The 16,956-nt window shown below is 36.4% G+C and carries 15 protein-coding genes; 6 read left to right on the top strand and 9 right to left on the bottom strand.

Annotation, left to right across the window (positions count from 1 at the left end):
- The first annotated feature begins 12 nt into the window (after window positions 1-12).
- Entirely contained in the window at window positions 13-1,152 is a 1,140-nt protein-coding gene (locus CLOLE_RS01190) for an HlyD family secretion protein (protein WP_013655248.1), read from the top strand.
- An 84-nt stretch (window positions 1,153-1,236) separates the two neighbouring features.
- Window positions 1,237-1,833 (top strand): TetR/AcrR family transcriptional regulator, encoded by a 597-nt coding sequence (locus CLOLE_RS01185; protein WP_013655247.1) that lies wholly within the window; start codon window positions 1,237-1,239, stop codon window positions 1,831-1,833.
- A gap of 31 nt (window positions 1,834-1,864) precedes the next feature.
- Here CLOLE_RS01185 and CLOLE_RS01180 read toward each other — a convergent pair whose 3' ends face one another.
- Together CLOLE_RS01180 and CLOLE_RS01175 are read right to left on the bottom strand one after the other, a co-directional pair.
- The gene (locus CLOLE_RS01180; RefSeq protein WP_013655246.1) at window positions 1,865-3,430 is read right to left on the bottom strand and encodes an ABC transporter permease/substrate-binding protein; all 1,566 of its coding nucleotides are present in this window, start codon (window positions 3,428-3,430) and stop codon (window positions 1,865-1,867) included.
- A gap of 1 nt (window position 3,431) precedes the next feature.
- Entirely contained in the window at window positions 3,432-4,556 is a 1,125-nt protein-coding gene (locus CLOLE_RS01175) for an ABC transporter ATP-binding protein (RefSeq protein WP_013655245.1), read from the bottom strand.
- A 162-nt stretch (window positions 4,557-4,718) separates the two neighbouring features.
- Here CLOLE_RS01175 and CLOLE_RS01170 point away from each other — a divergent pair, with 162 nt between their 5' ends.
- Both CLOLE_RS01170 and CLOLE_RS01165 read left to right on the top strand, forming a co-directional pair.
- Entirely contained in the window at window positions 4,719-5,396 is a 678-nt protein-coding gene (locus CLOLE_RS01170) for a helix-turn-helix domain-containing protein (protein WP_013655244.1), read from the top strand.
- Window positions 5,393-6,358, top strand: a complete 966-nt coding sequence (locus tag CLOLE_RS01165) for an IS3 family transposase (RefSeq protein WP_041712846.1) — start codon at window positions 5,393-5,395, stop codon at window positions 6,356-6,358. The genes CLOLE_RS01170 and CLOLE_RS01165 overlap by 4 nt, the downstream gene beginning before the upstream one ends.
- Before the next feature lie 109 nt (window positions 6,359-6,467).
- Here CLOLE_RS01165 and CLOLE_RS01160 read toward each other — a convergent pair whose 3' ends face one another.
- Together CLOLE_RS01160 and CLOLE_RS01155 are read right to left on the bottom strand one after the other, a co-directional pair.
- Window positions 6,468-7,103 carry a TrkA C-terminal domain-containing protein gene (locus CLOLE_RS01160; protein ID WP_013655242.1) on the bottom strand — a complete coding sequence of 212 codons (636 nt, stop codon included), beginning with the start codon at window positions 7,101-7,103 and terminating at the stop codon, window positions 6,468-6,470.
- Between the two features lie 342 nt (window positions 7,104-7,445).
- Complete coding sequence (locus CLOLE_RS01155; protein ID WP_013655241.1) at window positions 7,446-8,168, bottom strand: DUF434 domain-containing protein; 723 nt, start codon at window positions 8,166-8,168, stop codon at window positions 7,446-7,448.
- Between the two features lie 221 nt (window positions 8,169-8,389).
- On the opposite strand from CLOLE_RS01155, the gene CLOLE_RS01150 reads away from it, so the two are divergent.
- Complete coding sequence (locus tag CLOLE_RS01150) at window positions 8,390-9,343, top strand: hypothetical protein (RefSeq protein ID WP_013655240.1); 954 nt, start codon at window positions 8,390-8,392, stop codon at window positions 9,341-9,343.
- Window positions 9,344-9,379: 36 nt separating this feature from the next.
- Here CLOLE_RS01150 and CLOLE_RS01145 read toward each other — a convergent pair whose 3' ends face one another.
- From CLOLE_RS01145 to CLOLE_RS01135, 4 genes are all read right to left on the bottom strand, one after another.
- A complete protein-coding gene (locus tag CLOLE_RS01145; RefSeq protein ID WP_013655239.1) occupies window positions 9,380-11,161 on the bottom strand; it encodes a methyl-accepting chemotaxis protein in 1,782 nt (593 codons plus the stop codon).
- A 639-nt stretch (window positions 11,162-11,800) separates the two neighbouring features.
- The gene (locus CLOLE_RS24010) at window positions 11,801-11,950 is read right to left on the bottom strand and encodes an S-layer homology domain-containing protein (protein WP_408610357.1); all 150 of its coding nucleotides are present in this window, start codon (window positions 11,948-11,950) and stop codon (window positions 11,801-11,803) included.
- A 76-nt stretch (window positions 11,951-12,026) separates the two neighbouring features.
- Window positions 12,027-12,581, bottom strand: a complete 555-nt coding sequence (locus CLOLE_RS01140; RefSeq protein ID WP_013655238.1) for a LemA family protein — start codon at window positions 12,579-12,581, stop codon at window positions 12,027-12,029.
- Between the two features lie 105 nt (window positions 12,582-12,686).
- Window positions 12,687-13,091, bottom strand: a complete 405-nt coding sequence (locus CLOLE_RS01135) for an acid shock protein (RefSeq protein WP_013655237.1) — start codon at window positions 13,089-13,091, stop codon at window positions 12,687-12,689.
- Between the two features lie 194 nt (window positions 13,092-13,285).
- Between CLOLE_RS01135 and CLOLE_RS01130 the strand changes: the two genes are divergently transcribed.
- A complete protein-coding gene (locus CLOLE_RS01130; protein ID WP_050794654.1) occupies window positions 13,286-13,678 on the top strand; it encodes a LytR/AlgR family response regulator transcription factor in 393 nt (130 codons plus the stop codon).
- 556 nt (window positions 13,679-14,234) lie between these two features.
- Here CLOLE_RS01130 and CLOLE_RS01120 read toward each other — a convergent pair.
- Window positions 14,235-16,955: an MSEP-CTERM sorting domain-containing protein gene (locus tag CLOLE_RS01120; RefSeq protein WP_013655236.1), complete on the bottom strand. Its 2,721-nt coding sequence runs from the start codon at window positions 16,953-16,955 to the stop codon at window positions 14,235-14,237.
- Between the last annotated feature and the right edge of the window lies 1 nt (window position 16,956).

Here is a 16,956-nt window from a genome sequence, read left to right as displayed (position 1 = left end):
GAGGCTTTAACTATGAAACTTAATAAACTTTTTCTTTTAGTACTTAGTAGCTTGCTACTTCTTTCCGGTTGCAATACTGCTGAACCCACCTCTGTAGAAGTAGCTGCTCCCCCTTCTTCACTTGTCCTATATGGAGATGTTACTCCTGATAATTCTCAGCTTATCACCTTAGATTTTCCGGCTAAGGTAACTGCTGTCCATGTGAAAAATGGTGACATCCTTCAAAAGGATGATATCCTATTTACCTTGGATTTCTCTGATTACCTCCTTCAAATGAGTTCTAAGGAAAAAGAACTAGAGGAAGCACAAATTCAATTAAAAAATCTAGAGCAAAGCCTAAACCCTCAGCTGGCCCAGTATGATGCTACTTCCGAAAATCTAGCTTTAAAGAAGAAATATCTCCAACAAGACAGTGACCCTGAAATTATTCCTCTCGAAAGTGAATTAGAGCTTTTGGAAAAAGAGGCTACTACTACTAAAAGCTTATATGAGACCAATCAAGAGCTTTTTACAAATGGGCTTCTTGCTCAGCAGGAATTAGAGGCTAGTGAGCAAGCTTATAAGGCTATCCTGCAAAAAATAAAAGCTACCTCTTCTGCCATAAAGCAAATAAAAGATGCACGCACATTAGAAGTAAACACTTTATCTAATGAGCTTAAGAGCCTTAAATCTCAAATAAGTAATACTGACCAAGAAAAATCTACTAGTCTTGAAAAGCTTCGTGTTCAAATAGCACTTCTTGAAGAAACCATCAGTAACATGAAAAGTAAGCTAGATGAACCTTATCTAAGAGAAAATACCATCATTGCCCCTGTTAATGATATGGTGGTTTATGACATTGCCGTTATGAATGGCAGTGACCTATCTAGTACTAATGGCATCCTTGGTAAGCTGCTCTCTCAAGATTCTCTTTATATTTTAGCTGATATTCCTGAGGAATCTTTAAGCTTAGTCAAAGAAGGTCAACCTGTTTCCATTTCTCTAGCTGGACATACGGATTCACAGCCTGTACTTGCTGGCACTATTTCTCAAATAGCAGGCTGCGCTACACTAAAAGATGGTGATACTGTTGTAGAAGCCCATATTCAAGTAACAGAGGGTTCTAAACACCTCAAAGCAGGCCTTTCTGCTGATATTATTGTCAGTTATTGACACTTGTTTTCATATAGTGTTACTATTTATATTAAGATTCAGAAAAAAATTTTACTATTTTATATTAGGAAAAGAGGAGTTCATATGGCCACAGCTTTTTCAGAAAATGAAATACAGATTATCCATAAGCAGCTTAAAGCTTGTGCTAAAGAATGCCTTACTAAATATGGAGTCAAAAAAACCACTGTAGATCAACTGGTTGCAGGTGCTTCTATTTCCAAAGGTGCCTTTTATAAATTCTACGAAAGCAAAGAAATGCTTTTCTTCGAAGCGATTCATGAAATTGAAACGGAAATTTATGACCATGCCATAACTATCCTAAAAACGAGAATGGACCTTAGTCCCTCTGAACGTTTAGAAGAAGCTCTATTTTATGCTTGTCAGGTTCTAGAATCCTCCAACTTACTTCATTTTATGGAGCATGAACTTGATTATCTGATACGAAAACTACCTCCGGGTTTTATAAAACAGCATCTTGATGAAGAAGCCTCTTTAATTAACCAAATTATTAAAGACTCCGGTATTCAATTTAACTTAGACCCTAACCTCATTCTTTCCGTTGTACATTCTATTATTTATTTAGCTCCTAGAAGATCTATAGTAGATGAAGCATATTATGAGCCAGCCCTAAGATTTATTATAAAAGGTGCTTGCGAGCAGCTTTGCAAAAATGCCCTATGATAACATAGGGCATTTTTGTAACTTCTTCTATCTAATCAATAAGATTATTGTCCACTAAAAATTGTCTTGCAACTACCTCTGGTTCTATTTGCAATTCATCTACCTGATAATTCAGATTGATCATTGTTTCATTATTAAGGTAGCCACCTAATTCATCCAAAATGTCTACAATCTCTGGATAACGCTCTATAGTCTCATCACGTACAATAGGTATAGCATAATAGGGTGGGAAGAAGTCTTTATCATCTTCTAGTACAACTAGGTCAAATTTCTTTAATAAGCCATCTGTTGAAAAGGCATCAACCACATCAACTTCTTTATTCATCAAAGCTATATATCTAGGAGAGCCATCTAATCCGATGGATTCTTTAAATTTCAGATTATACCTCTTAGTTAATCCCATCATACCATCTTCTCTATTAAGAAACTCTAAGGTTGTTCCTGATACCAATTGGCCGCTATATTGGCTAAGATCACTAATCTTTTTAAGGTTATACTCATTAGCAACCTCCTTTGTTACAGCTAAAGCATAGGTATTATTAAAGTTCATCTGTTTTAAAACTTCTATATTATATAACTCTTTAAAATCTCTTTTAACCGTAGCGTATACCTCTTTCATATCACTAATAGGCGGATTGCCTAGGGTATCTCCATAAGCTGTTCCACTATATTCAATATACATATCAATAGCATTACTTGTTAGTGCACTAAAACACACTTGTGTTCCACCTAGATTAATCTTACGCTCCACCGTAATATCTGTCCTATCTTCAATTAAATCAGCTACCATATGTCCTAAGATCATTTGTTCAGTAAAATCCTTTGTGCCAATTGTAATGATTTTGTTACCCTTCTTAGGTGCTGCTATTGTACTAAATAAAAATAATATTACAAGCATCGCTGCTACTACCACACAAATCACTTTATAATATAACTTTGAAAGTCTACTCTTGGCCGCATCTACCTTTTGTAAACTAATGGGTGTTACAAGCTTTTCAACAGTTGCTACTAAGAAGTCTACTAAAAGTGCAAGTAAGCACGCTGGTATTGCACCTGCTAAAATCTGATTATTATTGACCGTTCTAATACCTGAAAATACAAGATAGCCAAGTCCACCTGCACCAATAAAGGCTGCCATTGTCATTAATCCTACTGCTGTTACAGCTGAAATTCTTACGCCTGCCATTATAACAGGAAGCGCTAATGGGATTTGTACTTTAAATAATATTTGAAGTTTTGTCAGACCAATACCTCTTGCTGACTCTATGGTTTGAGGTGGGATACTATTAATTCCCGTATAAGTATTTTTTATGATAGGTAATAAGGAATAGAGCACTACTGTCACTATGGCTGGTAATGTGCCAATGCCTAAGAAAGGAATTGCAAATCCTAAGAGTGCCATACTGGGTATAGCTTGTATAACGTTTGCAATACCTAGTATAGGTTTATTAAGTTTCTTGATATAGCAGATTAATATGCCTAATGGAACACCTATTAATATGGCAAACCCAACTGATAAAGTAGTGAGCTTGATATGTTCCACTAGTAATTCTATGATTTGACTACTACTCGATGAGATATATTCAAAAAAGTTCATCTTACTCCCCCTCCTCTATGTATTGCCTACTAAGTGTTGTTACTAAACTACTTCTTGTAATCACACCACAAAGTTTTTTATCTTGATTAATCACAGGAACGGTTGAAAGATTATTTTCATTTATCATTGTTAAAACATCAATCATGTTGTCTTCGCAATTTATTGATAAATAGTCGGTCTTCACAATGGACTCAATGCTTCTAGACTGATCCTTTATAAGTCTAAGTTGATTAGTATTAATAATCCCTTTTAAAGTTTTTATCTTTGAATCAATCACCATGAGGCTATCTACTTTTCGTGACTTCATCTTCTCTATACACCTAAAAACGGTATCCTTTTCATCACAGGTTACAGGTGTATCTAGCATGATATCTTGAGCCTTAATAAGCTCAGGTGAAGCCCAAATTCTATTTTTGCCTACAAACTCAGATACAAAATCATTTGCTGGACTTTTAAGGATATTCTCTGGTGTATCATACTGTACAATTTTACCTTTATCCATAATACAAATCTTATCTGCTATCTTAATAGCCTCATCCATATCATGGGTTACGAACACGATTGTCTTACGAAGCTTGGACTGCAACTGTACAAGCTCATCTTGCAAGCCATTTCTTGTAATAGGGTCTAATGCAGAAAAAGGCTCATCCATTAATATAATATCTGGATCTGTTGCAAATGCTCTAGCAACCCCAACTCTTTGTTGTTGCCCTCCACTGAGCTCTGTAGGATATCTATGTAAAAAGGTTTCACACTCTAAACCCACCATCTCCATTAACTCATAAGTTTTCTGAGTGATTTCTTTCGAATCCTTCCTTTCTACTCTTGGTATAATCTCAATATTCTCCTTGATAGTCATATGGGGAAATAAGCCTGTTTGTTGAATGACATAACCTATATTTCTTCTTAGCTTAATAACATCTTCCATACTAATATCTTTATTATCAATCAAAATTTTCCCCGTTGTTGGCTTTATAAGCCTATTAATCATCTTAAGCGTAGTTGTCTTCCCGCAACCACTGGCTCCGATAAGTACCACCAGCTGTCCTCTTTCAATTTCTAGTGAAATACCAGAAAGCACTTTTGTATCTTTAAACTTTTTAGTTACATTTTCAAATTTTATCATTTACATCCCCCTTTCAAAGTAACAACTTTATGATAACATGAAGTTGTTACTTTTGTCAAAAAACTTTACTTAATTCACAAAAAAGCACACCTTGTCACAAGTGATATGATACCTCCTAAGTAGACAAGGTAAATAACCAAAATCTACTTAGGAGGTATTTTTATGGCAAAATCACCCCATACATCTGAGTTTCGGGCTCGGGTTTCACAAGAATATCTTGATGGATATGGTTCGTATGATTTTTTAGCTACAAAATATCATATTGGAAGTAAAACATTAAGGCAGTGGATTGATAAATATAGAATTTATGGTGTTGAAGCCTTTACTATCAAACAAGGTAATTCTACCTACACAGCAGAATATAAAACCATGTGTATTAAGGCTGTTTTATCTGGTGAAGGAAGTGTTGATGATATCGTTGCAAAATACAACATCTCTTCAAGACAGGTACTCAGACGCTGGATTATAAAGTATAATGCCAATAGAGAACTTAAGGATTATGATCCTAAAAGGGAGGTCTATATGGCAACTGCAAGAAGAAAAACAACTATTGAAGAACGTAAAGAAATCGTTAAATACTGTATAAATCATAAACGTAATTATAAAGATACAGCCGCATTATTTGATGTATCCTATAGTCAGATTTACTCATGGGTTAAGAAATATGATACAAATGGTGAGGAGGCATTGTCCGATAAACGAGGTCGTCATAAAACAGATGATGAAGTCGATGAATTGGAACGCCTCAGACGAGAGAATCTTAGACTTAAACGTCAGCTTGAAGAAAAGGATATGCTAACTGAATTATTAAAAAAAGTGAAAGAGTTCGAAGGGATGTGAGACTTGGAAAACTGCGTTATGATTCAAAATTTATGGTAGTAAAGTTTTTTTATGAAAGTAAAAGCTGGAGCATCAGTTGGATGTGTGGGCAGCTTGAAATATCTAGATCAGCTTATTATAAATGGTCGCATCGTGAGGTCCCACTACAGGAAGAAGAGAACCTTAAGCTTACTCAATTAATTAAAGAATATGATGAACGTTTCAATCATATCTTGGGATATCGCAGAATGACTTCGTGGATTAATCATTTTAATCAAACCAACTATAGTAAAAAACGTGTGCATAGAATCATGAAAAAGCTTGGTATCCATTCAGTAATCAGAAAGAAAAAGAAGAAATATAAATCTTCTAATCTTGAGACAAGTGCTGAAAACAAGCTTGGTAGAAATTTTAATGCAACGAAGCCAAACGAGAAATGGGCTACTGATGTTACTGAATTTAAAGTACCGGGTGAGAAGAAAAAGCTTTATCTGAGTGCCATCATTGATTTATATGACAGATATCCAATTTCACACGTAATCAGTTGCAGAAATGATAATAAGCTAGTATTTAAAACATTTGATAAAGCAATAAATTCTAACCCTGATGCAAAACCGATTTTTCATAGCGATAGAGGCTTTCAGTACACAAGTACAGTATTCCAAAGAAAGCTTAAAGAACAGGAAATGGAACAGTCAATGTCTAGAGTAGGTCACTGCATTGATAACGGTCCGACAGAAGGATTCTGGGGAATAATAAAATCTGAAATGTATCAGATGTATGAAATCACAGATGAAGCCTCATTAAGATATGCAATAAATGATTATATAAGATTTTACACAAAGGAACGGCCACAAGACAGATATGATTGCAAGACACCACATGAAGTAAGAAATGAAGCATTAGTATCTGAAAAACCAACGGAATATCCTATTCCTGAAAATAAACGATTAGTGAAATACAAAGAAAAATGGTGTGCATAGAAAAAACGACCACCCAAAAATGTGTGATCGTTTATTTGCACCTTGTTTTAGATATTTAACCTGTCTACTTGACAGGGGGCATATCAAAGTGACTAAAGTGTGCTTTTTATTATATTTTATGAGGATATAAAAATATGCGAACCTTCTCTAGGGCGTCCTCATCCCCTACAAAATAATATATATCTCCATTACATAGAGTTGCATAGGGCCCAGGTGACATAAGCAGTCTATCTCCTCTTTTAATGCCTATAATCGTAGCGCTTGTGTTGTGCCAAAAGTTAATATCTGCTATTGATTGATTCAGATAAGGTGTATCTTCTGTAATCTCAAGCTCAAAAGGTACAAATGGATTGATTGCACGAAAACGATCTGTTTTATCAATCAGCTCCGATAGATGAGCATACAGTATTTCAACCTCTTTTTTTTGACGATTGATATCGTTCATGATTTCTTTTTTGAGATCATTAATGGTATGCACTTCTTGGTACTGTTTAACAAATTGTACTGCATTTTCATAAGATTTGATAACCACGCCACTGCCCTTTGTACTATCTACAATATCCAAATCAGCTAAAACACAAATGGCACGTCTTGCTGTTTCTGGTGATACGCCATACTGACTCGCTATAGAGGATCTTGCATATATTTTTTCCCCAACTTTATATTGCTGCTTCACAATTTTAAAAGCAAGATCTACTGCAATTTGCTGATATTTGGGTATATCTATCTTCACTTTTTCTTCCATCTTGGTCTCCTTTTGATTATCCTAAGCCCTACTCCATCTATTTAAGATTTATATTTAGGTATAATCGTTCTATCGTTAAATGATAAAAATAATAATTAAACGACAAAAATAGTATACCTAACTTAATAGTACATGGCAACACTAACCATGACACGCTATATAGCCTCATGCAATAAATGCCTATATTTCTAAACATGTAAAAAGCTGTTGCAGTAATAATCTTCCAATCACTACCACAACAGCTTTATCCTAATCACTTTTAATGATTATGCTTTTGTAACGTTTTCTACTTGAGTGGCACGAGGACCTTTTGTAATATCGAAAGTAATTCTTCCCTTATCTCTAGTTACAAAAGTCTATGCACCAACTACTTGGTATCTTCTCTTCAATAATAGACGCATTGAGATTGATCCAGCTTTCACACTTATTTAAAATAATAGCATCACTACTCACAACTCCTTTTAACCCTGAAAGCACTGCATCTACTTCATTAATCACTTCTACCCTTACTTCTAGCGGATATGCCTCACTCATTTCTAAAATCAGCTGCTTAAGTCTCCCCGAATTAGATACTGGCGCATCTAAGAAAATATGAGCTTTCTTAATCCCTTTCTCCTCCAATGTCTCCAATAAATACTGAATGGCTATCCTAGTTTTATCAATAAGCCTATAGGTTCCCCTTAAGCCTGCTAAATCTCTAATGGTCCCATCCATCCCCTTTACTAAAAGTGATTCTGATAAAGCTACTTCTAAGGTGATAATAGTATTAAAGCCATCTATATTCACTTCTTCTATAGGACTCTGGCATTCCTTCATCTTTCTTATCTCTAAATCCGCTTGCGAGGATATAGCTCTCACAAGGGCTAAGCGCTGCCTTTCGCTGAGCATATAGTGATTGCCTATTAAAGTAGATGCTCCCTTAATCTTATAATTTCTATTTAGCAAGTAATATAAATCTTCCCCCGCATTATTTAATATTTGAAGTGCTGCTTCATTAAACTCTTTGCTATCACTTGGTACATAGCCTCGTCTTACTACTTCACCCATGTTACAGCCTCTTTTCATCTTTGATTGACTCCTTCTAAGGCATTGACGTCACTTTCATTGTCTTAACATCTACATCATACCCTACAACAGTTGCCATATGTCCATCCTCTTTAATACCTTACTTTATTTCGGCTTATTTTCTCTTTTATATTTACATAGGTATTGCTGTTCTATGTATGTTATAATATTTTTATAATTTTCTGAATAAAACTATTATAACACTCGAAAGGATGTATGCTATGCATCATTTATTAAAATTTTCTTTATTAATAGCTTGTTGTCTCTTTGCTACAGCTTGTGAAAGAGACTATAATGATGATACTTATTACGAAACTGCACCTTATATAGATCCAGAGAAGGAGTCTTGGAAAGCCCTTAACGACTATACTGGGGAATTTGCTGATGGTTCTAAACTAGCTGTGGGCTATAGTGAATTAGAAGGTACTAATGATGAATATCCCTTGGGGACAGGTCTTATACGTGCTGACTTTATGGTAGTGGATACAGAAAACAACTATATTTCTGGCTTTCAGTGTCACTTAGAAAAATTAATTAATAATGAATGGTGTGTAGTAGAGCCCTTGGGACCTCTTGTACAAGCTAACAATGGCTTTGGTGAATTTTATAAAGAAACTCAGACTGGCAGAAAATCTATTAATCTAGACCTAGCTTGGTATCCCCTTCAAGAAGCAGGTACTTATCGCATTGTTAAACCTTTCTTTCATCGTGATACAAAAAAAGCCTATGAAACCTACTATGAGTTCAAACTAGTAGACAAAGAACCTAGTAGGCAGCCTATTAAAGGAAAGATTGTCTTAGAAAAAAATATATATGAACCTAACCCTGACACCTTAACTATTAAATACCTCTATGCTGAAGATCCTTTTGGTGTAAGTAATGTCTTTGATATTGAATATAATGACAATGGCAACTGGGTTTCAACCTATAATGGTGGCATAGATGCCAATTCCATTAGTTACCCTTACTCTCTCTATCTAAAGGATACCAAGATACTAAATACCTTTAGCTATAATCTCATCAAAGAAGGAAACTATCGTATGAGATTCTCAGTATGCCTTCTCAATCTTGATGATGACTCCGGCCTTATGACAGATTATTTTGAAACATGGTATGTCCCTTTTACTATAAAAGAAAAGCGGCAACCCCTACCTATTAGGTTACCGCGTCCTTAGCTATTCCTATTAATGCTTCGACTTTAAGCAGCTCAATTACACTGTAAATTTTGAAATTTCTTCTTGTAGTACCAGACTACTTTTCATAGAATCTTGAACACCTGCAACTACTTCACTAGATGTAGTCATAATATTGGTATTCTTCTCAGCTATATTCGTTGTACCCATTGCACCTTCTGTAGCTGCTTTTGCTACTTCATCAATAGCCAGCATAATGTTATCAATAGAAGCTAATAGCTCCTCTGCTGTAGCGCTGAAATCAGTTACTAGATCATCTACATAATTAGCATCTGCACTATAAGTATCTGCTACCTCTAGGAATGTTTCATAGTCCTTAGAAACATCTGTACCTACATATTCTAGTAATTCTTTTGAGTTATTAGCTAGATTATTAACCGCATCCATTACCTGCCCCGTAACCTCTTGAATCTGAATAACCGTACTTTTAGACTGATTTGCTAGATTAGTAATCTCAGAAGCTACTACGGAGAATCCTTTTCCTGCTTCACCTGCTCTAGCTGCTTCTATAGATGCATTAAGTGCTAAAAGGTTCGTCTGAGCGGTAATATTCATAATAGAATCTGAAAGTGTTTGAATCTGTTCCACAACTTGCGCATTCTCTAATGCCTCATTAAGCTTGTCTCGTATTTCATGATGCATCATTACAGCCTTATCTTTTGCTTTTTGTGTTTCTAGCTTAATAGTTGCTGCACGTTCACTAATTCTTTCTGCTTGTTCAGCACCTTCCTGCGATTTTTCAGAAATACTCTTAACTGCATGCTGAATCTCACGAGAGGTAGCGGCCATTTCTTGTGAGGAAGCTGCTGTTTCTTCCATTCCTGCTGCTAATTCCTCAGTAGTAGAAGCAATCTCTTCTATCTCACCATTAAGTACGACTACCTTTTCATTCACCTCTTGAACTACTTTTCCTATACCTATGGCTTCACCTTTAACTCTACCAACGAGTAATTTTATTGCGTTTCTCATTTCTTCCATAGCCGCAGCTAATTCTCCAAAATCATCTTTACGTTCTAGAAAACGCTGAGGTAATTCAGTAGTAAAATCACCCTTGCCCCATTTACCCAGTTGTTCTTTAGTAATCTTTAATGCATTTAAAATACCTATAGTGATACTCATAGTAATGCTTCCTACAAGGATGATCATAAGGAGTGTACCCGCAAATATCATATTTCTTGTTTGCCTCTCCTTATGATGGATTTCATCAGCATACTTTTGAACTAACTGGTCAATGTCATCGGTGTAATCACCTGTTCCTACTACCCAGTTAAAAGGTTCAAATAAAATGCTATAAGAACGTTTTGGACTAGGTTCAGTCTCTCCTTCCCTAGGAAAATGATAATTCGCATAACCACCATCCTCCTGTAATCCCGCATTAATGATGGCTTTCATATACTCAAAACCATTAACATCCTTTGCATCATAACGATTGGTACCCTCAGTCTCAGAGCCGAGTAACACGACATTAACACCTTCAACGGTATCAATCCAGAAATACCCACCATTGCCATATCTCATGTTTCTAACTAAATCTGCTCCTAAGGTCTTAGCTTCTTCTAAGGTATATTCTCCTGCCTCATATTGCTTATAAATATGATCTAATAAAGTCACTACTCCTGTAACTTGCTTTTGAATACTATCATCATACTTTTCTCTAATGGATTTCTCTAATACATCTAAGGAAACCCTATTACTTATATGTAACTCTAAAAGTGAGTAGCCTGCTGTCAAAATAATCGTAATTAATACTAAAATATTCAAGATAATCATTTTAGTTTTTACTTTAATATTCTTTATCATCACCTTTTCCTCCATTTCCACTGCAGTTAGTAATTATTATCCAATAAATTATACTATTATTTGCTATTTTTTTCAATATAACATTTACAATATTTTCAACCATCAATCAATTCTACAATAAAAGACATAGCCACTATATGAGGCCACTTTCCTCCTATAATAACTATGCCTCTTATTATTTCATCCATTATCTAGAGCATCCACTATGTTTTCGGGAATAACCAAAACTTGCTAGTAGCACCATGACACATAAAACTAGGGACGGTTCTGCCATAGTAGAAAAAGCACCACTTTCCAAATGCTTTTTGCCAGATAAGTATTCTTCTTATAACCTAATTAACTCTTAAGTTTGAGTACAATCTAACGGTCGTGGTAGCTGATAGTTTGCTGCTTGATACCAGTTTCTCTCTCATATCCATATGCATTTTCCTTGAAAATATAGGGCAAAGAGTGTAGTTCACGGCACTTTGGCAAAATGCCATAAATGCTGACTTTTTTTATTTTGCAAGATTAAATTGTAGAGTTCATCATCCAGTCCTGAGCTGTGTCACTGGAAATTGCCAGCTCTACAAAGCGACGCAATACCGCGGCCACCTCAGCTCCTATGGCTGTACCCTGCTGGTCGAAGATATTGCCTTTTTACCTCTGATTATGCCTGCCATCTGTATCTGCTTCACAGTTTCCTCTTGTCATGGCGGTGTTTGGGCTGAAGATAGTGTTGGAAGTGCCACCGAATAATCCACAGCTTACCACAAACTCAATATTCTCCTTTGCCCAATGGCCTACAATGTCCGTAAATGCCGTATTGGCCTGTTTATAGCCGATGCCGTAGGTGGAAATTTCACTTTTTTACACATAGAGTACCTCATTTCATACTGAGCATATCCACCTTATCAGCCTGCTCCACGAGATACTCTCTTTGCTGAAAGCCTAGCATTCCGGCAATGATGGAAACTGGGAACATTCGGATTTCACGGTTCAGCTTGGTTACACTGTCGTTGTAGATCAGGTAGCTGGTACGCATCATATTTTCAAAGGTCTGCACCGCATCCATGGTTTTGATATAGACCTGATTTGCCTTTAGCTCTGGATATTGCTCCTTTACCATGGCAATCCTGCCCAAGGCTTCGGAAATAATCCCTTCCTGATGCATCACATCATCTGGTGTTGATTTTGCCATAATGATGATTCTTCTTGATTTGATTGTCTCAATCAGTGTTTCACTTTCGTGCTTGGCATAGCCCTTTGTCAAATCCAAAAGAGCCATCAGGGCGTCAAAGCGTCCTGAAAGTTGCACCCCTATCTGGTTCATGGCATTGCTGATATTCTCATCCAGCACCACCAGTCTGCGCTGGATGGAGATAATCCATAAAACAATGGCTACAATAATTACGGCAACTGTGATGGAAGTTGGTAGCATAATAAATCCTCCTTTTTTATTTTTTTAATGGGCAGACAGACCACGATTTTGTCTGTCTGCCCATTTTGTAGTTTGTGTGCATGATTATCTTAAAATCAGGAAATCTTAATCTTCGATTTCATCTAACGCGTCACTGGCTTCAGCGATGAATGTGCGGCCTACATCAATGGCTACCGTCAGGGCACCCATAACCTCAGGTGTGAGCGTTTCCGGACTGGCAAAGTATTCATCCGCCTTAATAATTTCATTGGAAAGGTCATTCATAGCAGTGACAAGTTCCTCATTGCTTAAAAGCTCTGGACTTGCATTTACCCTGTCAGCGACTTCATCAAATTCTTCGGCCATGCTTATAAATTCCTGGGCAAGGGCTTGCTGCTCTGCTGTAAATTCCTTTTCCTCAACTTGTGTGGTTTCGGAAGGAGCACCTGCAGGCGTGATATTGTCTCCTTTGCAAGCTACAAGGCTAAGTGTCATTGTAAGTATCATTATAAATACCAGTAATTTTTTCATTTCTAAATCCTCCGTTTTCTATTGAGTTATATAGGACAAATTCCCTTGGGTTCACTTTATCAAAAATCTGCTCCTAAAAACTATCCACTACATGAAACATGATTTTTTTGACACAAATCATAGTTTTGACAATTCAGTTTTTATGGTAAAACTAACTTGGAGAGATAGAATCTTAGGAAAAAGGAGAAATGCTTATGTTTCAGATTGCAGTCTGTGATGACAATATTGATGAGTTATCTAATATGGTACAGCTCATCAACCTATATAGAACCTCAAAAAATTTTAGCTATGAATATGCCGTCTTTCCAAACGGATTGGATCTGGTTTCGGCCTTGGAAAAAGGAAGGCAGTTTGACCTATACTGTCTGGATATTATTATGCCAGGGTTTACAGGCATTAATGTCGCAAAGGAAATCCGCGTGTTTAACAAAACCGCGCCGATTTTATTCTTTACCTCCTCGTCTGAATTTGCCTTAGAAAGCTACTGCGTGAACGCCATTAACTACATCTTAAAGCCAATCTCAAAAGATAATCTTGCAAACCCTTTTCTCTATCCCTGTTGCACAGGGCAAAGCAAAGGAGATTAAGCAGCAATATCTGAGTTATCAAATGGAGGGAGGAACTTAAAATGGTAGTGACAATACTAGGACTCTTACGATTTGGCGTTTCTCTGGTCTTTTGCATAGTGGTGTCAGCTCTCTTTGCAGGAATAGAACCTACAAGGAAAAACAGGCTTGTCATCAAGAAATTCAGTTGACGATAGATGCAAAACTGCCTGACTCGCTTCCCTTTAGTGACACCCAGCCTTGTTCCCTCTTGTCAAACGCTTTGGAAAATGCCATACACGCCACAAAAAGTATGGCTCATATCGTAGAAAAGCATGGTGGTGTATTTCAGTTTTCTGTTAAGGATGGCTGGTTTATATTTCAGGCAACTGCATAAAATTAGCTGATTACTTCTTATTTTTCTACTCCAGCTTTTTTAGTTGTTTTTCTCTTGTCGCCTGTCTTGTTGCTGAACAATTAGCTATTTCTTTGCTACTTAAACAGCCTATTAATGGTACTAGTAGTAAGGCTACCATTATCCTACTAATCACCCTATATTTATTGACCTCTTTACTATCACTTGTTACATAGCCACGTCTTACCTAGGGCACCCACTATGTTTTCGGGAATAACCAAAACCTACTAGTAGCACCATGGCACATAAAACTAGGGACGGTTCTGCCATAGTAGAAAAAGCACCACCTTCCAAATGCTTCTTGCCAGATAAGTATTCCTGTTGTAACCTAATTAACTCTTCTTCTTGCTCGTTTGTTTCTACCACAATAAAAGCTGTTTGCTGAGTTAAAAGCCTAGTAGTGAAACTCCCTTTAACGACCTGCAATAATTCTTCTTGATTTAGGCTTTCTTCATGATGACTCATGGCTTCTAGTAAACACCCGTCTTTATAGGCATTTTGAGTAGACTGAAAAGTCTTTAATGGACTTGTGTAAATGAATTGCTTTCGCCCCGTATTTAATACTGCTTGGCCTTCATAGCTTCTCACATCTGCTAGAAGCGGTGCCCTAGTCATTTCTGTATAAACTCTAGCCCCCTTATAAAGCACATGAGGCCTTAAACTCAAATCCTCATTTAACTCATAGTAGTAGCTACTTTGAGGATATTTTTGTGCTAGACCTCCTAGCCGATAAGGCCCTAATGCCTTTGAAAAGTCTGAAGTTACGGCTATTACTACAGGGTAATAACCTACTTTTTCTTCTCTTAAAATCTGTTGAAGGGCACCATTAAAATTGTAGCCTCCATCACCAAACTGAGCCGCTGCTATATTCTCTATACCTTTGCTTAAAATACCTTCTTCAACCACCCATACCTCTGTTTCCTGCAAGCCTTGTTCTTCTATATAGCTCTCTGCTCTTTGAATTAATGTTTTTCTATCAGAATCCTTTGACCCATCTATTAAAAAGTAATAGCGTGGTACTAAATTATCTGCTTGAGGCAATGTCTTAATATAATCACTTGATAAAATAGTAAGCCCTTCTGTTTTTATAACCGAATAGTCTTCTTTTATAGGTTCAGAGGTGCCTTTAAGTTCAAGTTGGTAATCATCTATAGCAAGAGTAGCCGCTCCTGTATGAATAACTTCAAAGCCTGTTTGCCTCATTTCTTCACTACTAAAAGGAAATACTCTTAATTCAAGGGTCTCATCATTAAAATATTTTAATATCCCTGGGTCAAGACTTCGGCTTACAATACTTTGATATAAGCTGGTAGCTGCTCTTTCATCTGCTAATATGCCTTTCTTTTTTTCTTCTCCCACCACTAAATAGTAATCACTGACGTAAGCATTATCTGGCATACTAATGGTAGTCGCATACTCACGTTGGTCATCCATAGAAATATTTTCTAAGGTCAAATCAATCCAAGAGCGATAAATGTCTTGCTTTTCATCATAAGTAGTGGAAACAGCTACATCCTTTAGCTTAATTTCTGAGTCCCCTACAGGAAGGGTATCTTCTTCATTAACCAAGCCTTCTTCTTCCCCTAGGAAAAGTGCCTTCATTTTATTAAGGGTATTCTCATCAATATGATTTTCTTTTGTAAGACCTTGAAGGTAAAGATAGGATAAAATAGGTGTAGTATTTCCATCTACCACGTTTTCCCATCTCTCTACTCTAATAGCACTTTCTAATATATCCAAACTTCCTGCTAGCCGCTCTTTATGGACAGTAGCTTCCATTTCTTCTCCACTTATATAGCGAATGGCTGTATTGAAATTTTCACGATCTAGTCCTATTTTTCCTACAAAAAGTAGTGGCAAAGTAAGTAGACCTGCTATGAGAAGAGCTATGCTACTTCTTTTATGCCCTGTGCCAAATAAGCTTTTTGCTTCTCTTGCTATATAGCATACTTCCCATAAACTCGCCAAAGTTGGAATAAAAGCAAATAATCCTAGTCCATAAACTATAATTCCAATAAACCCAATCGGCATAAGTGGAATGAAGCTCACAAAGAAGTATAAAATGAAAGTACAGCCCACGCACTTGATATAAAATAATATTTTCCTTAATACCAAAGATTGAGTTGGCATCACCATAAAAGCTAAGCCATTAATAAGGGGCATCAACCAGAAAATAGGATGACTAAAATTGCCAATAATGCTCCCATTATTAAACATCCCTATATTATTAACGGCTAGCCCTAGATAAGGTAGCACAATAAGTACTAAAAAGGTGCACACCCAATACTGTATTTTTACTTTTCTTGATTCCATCTCCCTTGGGAAGAAATAAACGCCCCTATCTCTTTTTAAAATAAATAAGACTTGAAGAATGAGTAAAAGTAAACTGTAGAATCCCCCAATCACAAATATAATTGCTAATAGTTCACCACCTATTTGATTAGCAATACTTACCCCAATATATATAAAAAAGGGCAATCCTACTATAGCTTCAATATATTTACCTAGCTGACGCTCCCTTTTAATAGAATAAGAAAAGGCTATGCAGCTTATTAGATTAATAATGGCTATCACGGCTATATTTATACATACAGCAGTAAAAATTTGATTATCTCCAACAACTGAAGAAGCCCAATTCGCTAGTACCCCTATCATGCCTAGCCCCAATACTAGACTCAGGCCCATTAATATCAGAAGGGCTACTTTACTTAATTCCTCTTCTTCCTTCTTTCTATACCCCCACAGCACTATACCACCTGAAATAAGCATTAATACAATTCCTAAAGTAGTAAAGCCCCTTTCATTCTCTATGTTCTTCACACCCATAAGCCAATAAAGGCCCAGTAATAAAATCGGTATTGCAATCCCTAAACATACTGATAGCGGTTTAAATAACTGTTTCATT

The sequence above is a fragment of the Cellulosilyticum lentocellum DSM 5427 genome (assembly GCF_000178835.2).
GTDB classification, from domain to species: domain Bacteria; phylum Bacillota; class Clostridia; order Lachnospirales; family Cellulosilyticaceae; genus Cellulosilyticum; species Cellulosilyticum lentocellum.
Note: the sequence above shows the minus strand (reverse complement) of the source record. Positions and strands in the feature narration are given on the sequence as shown.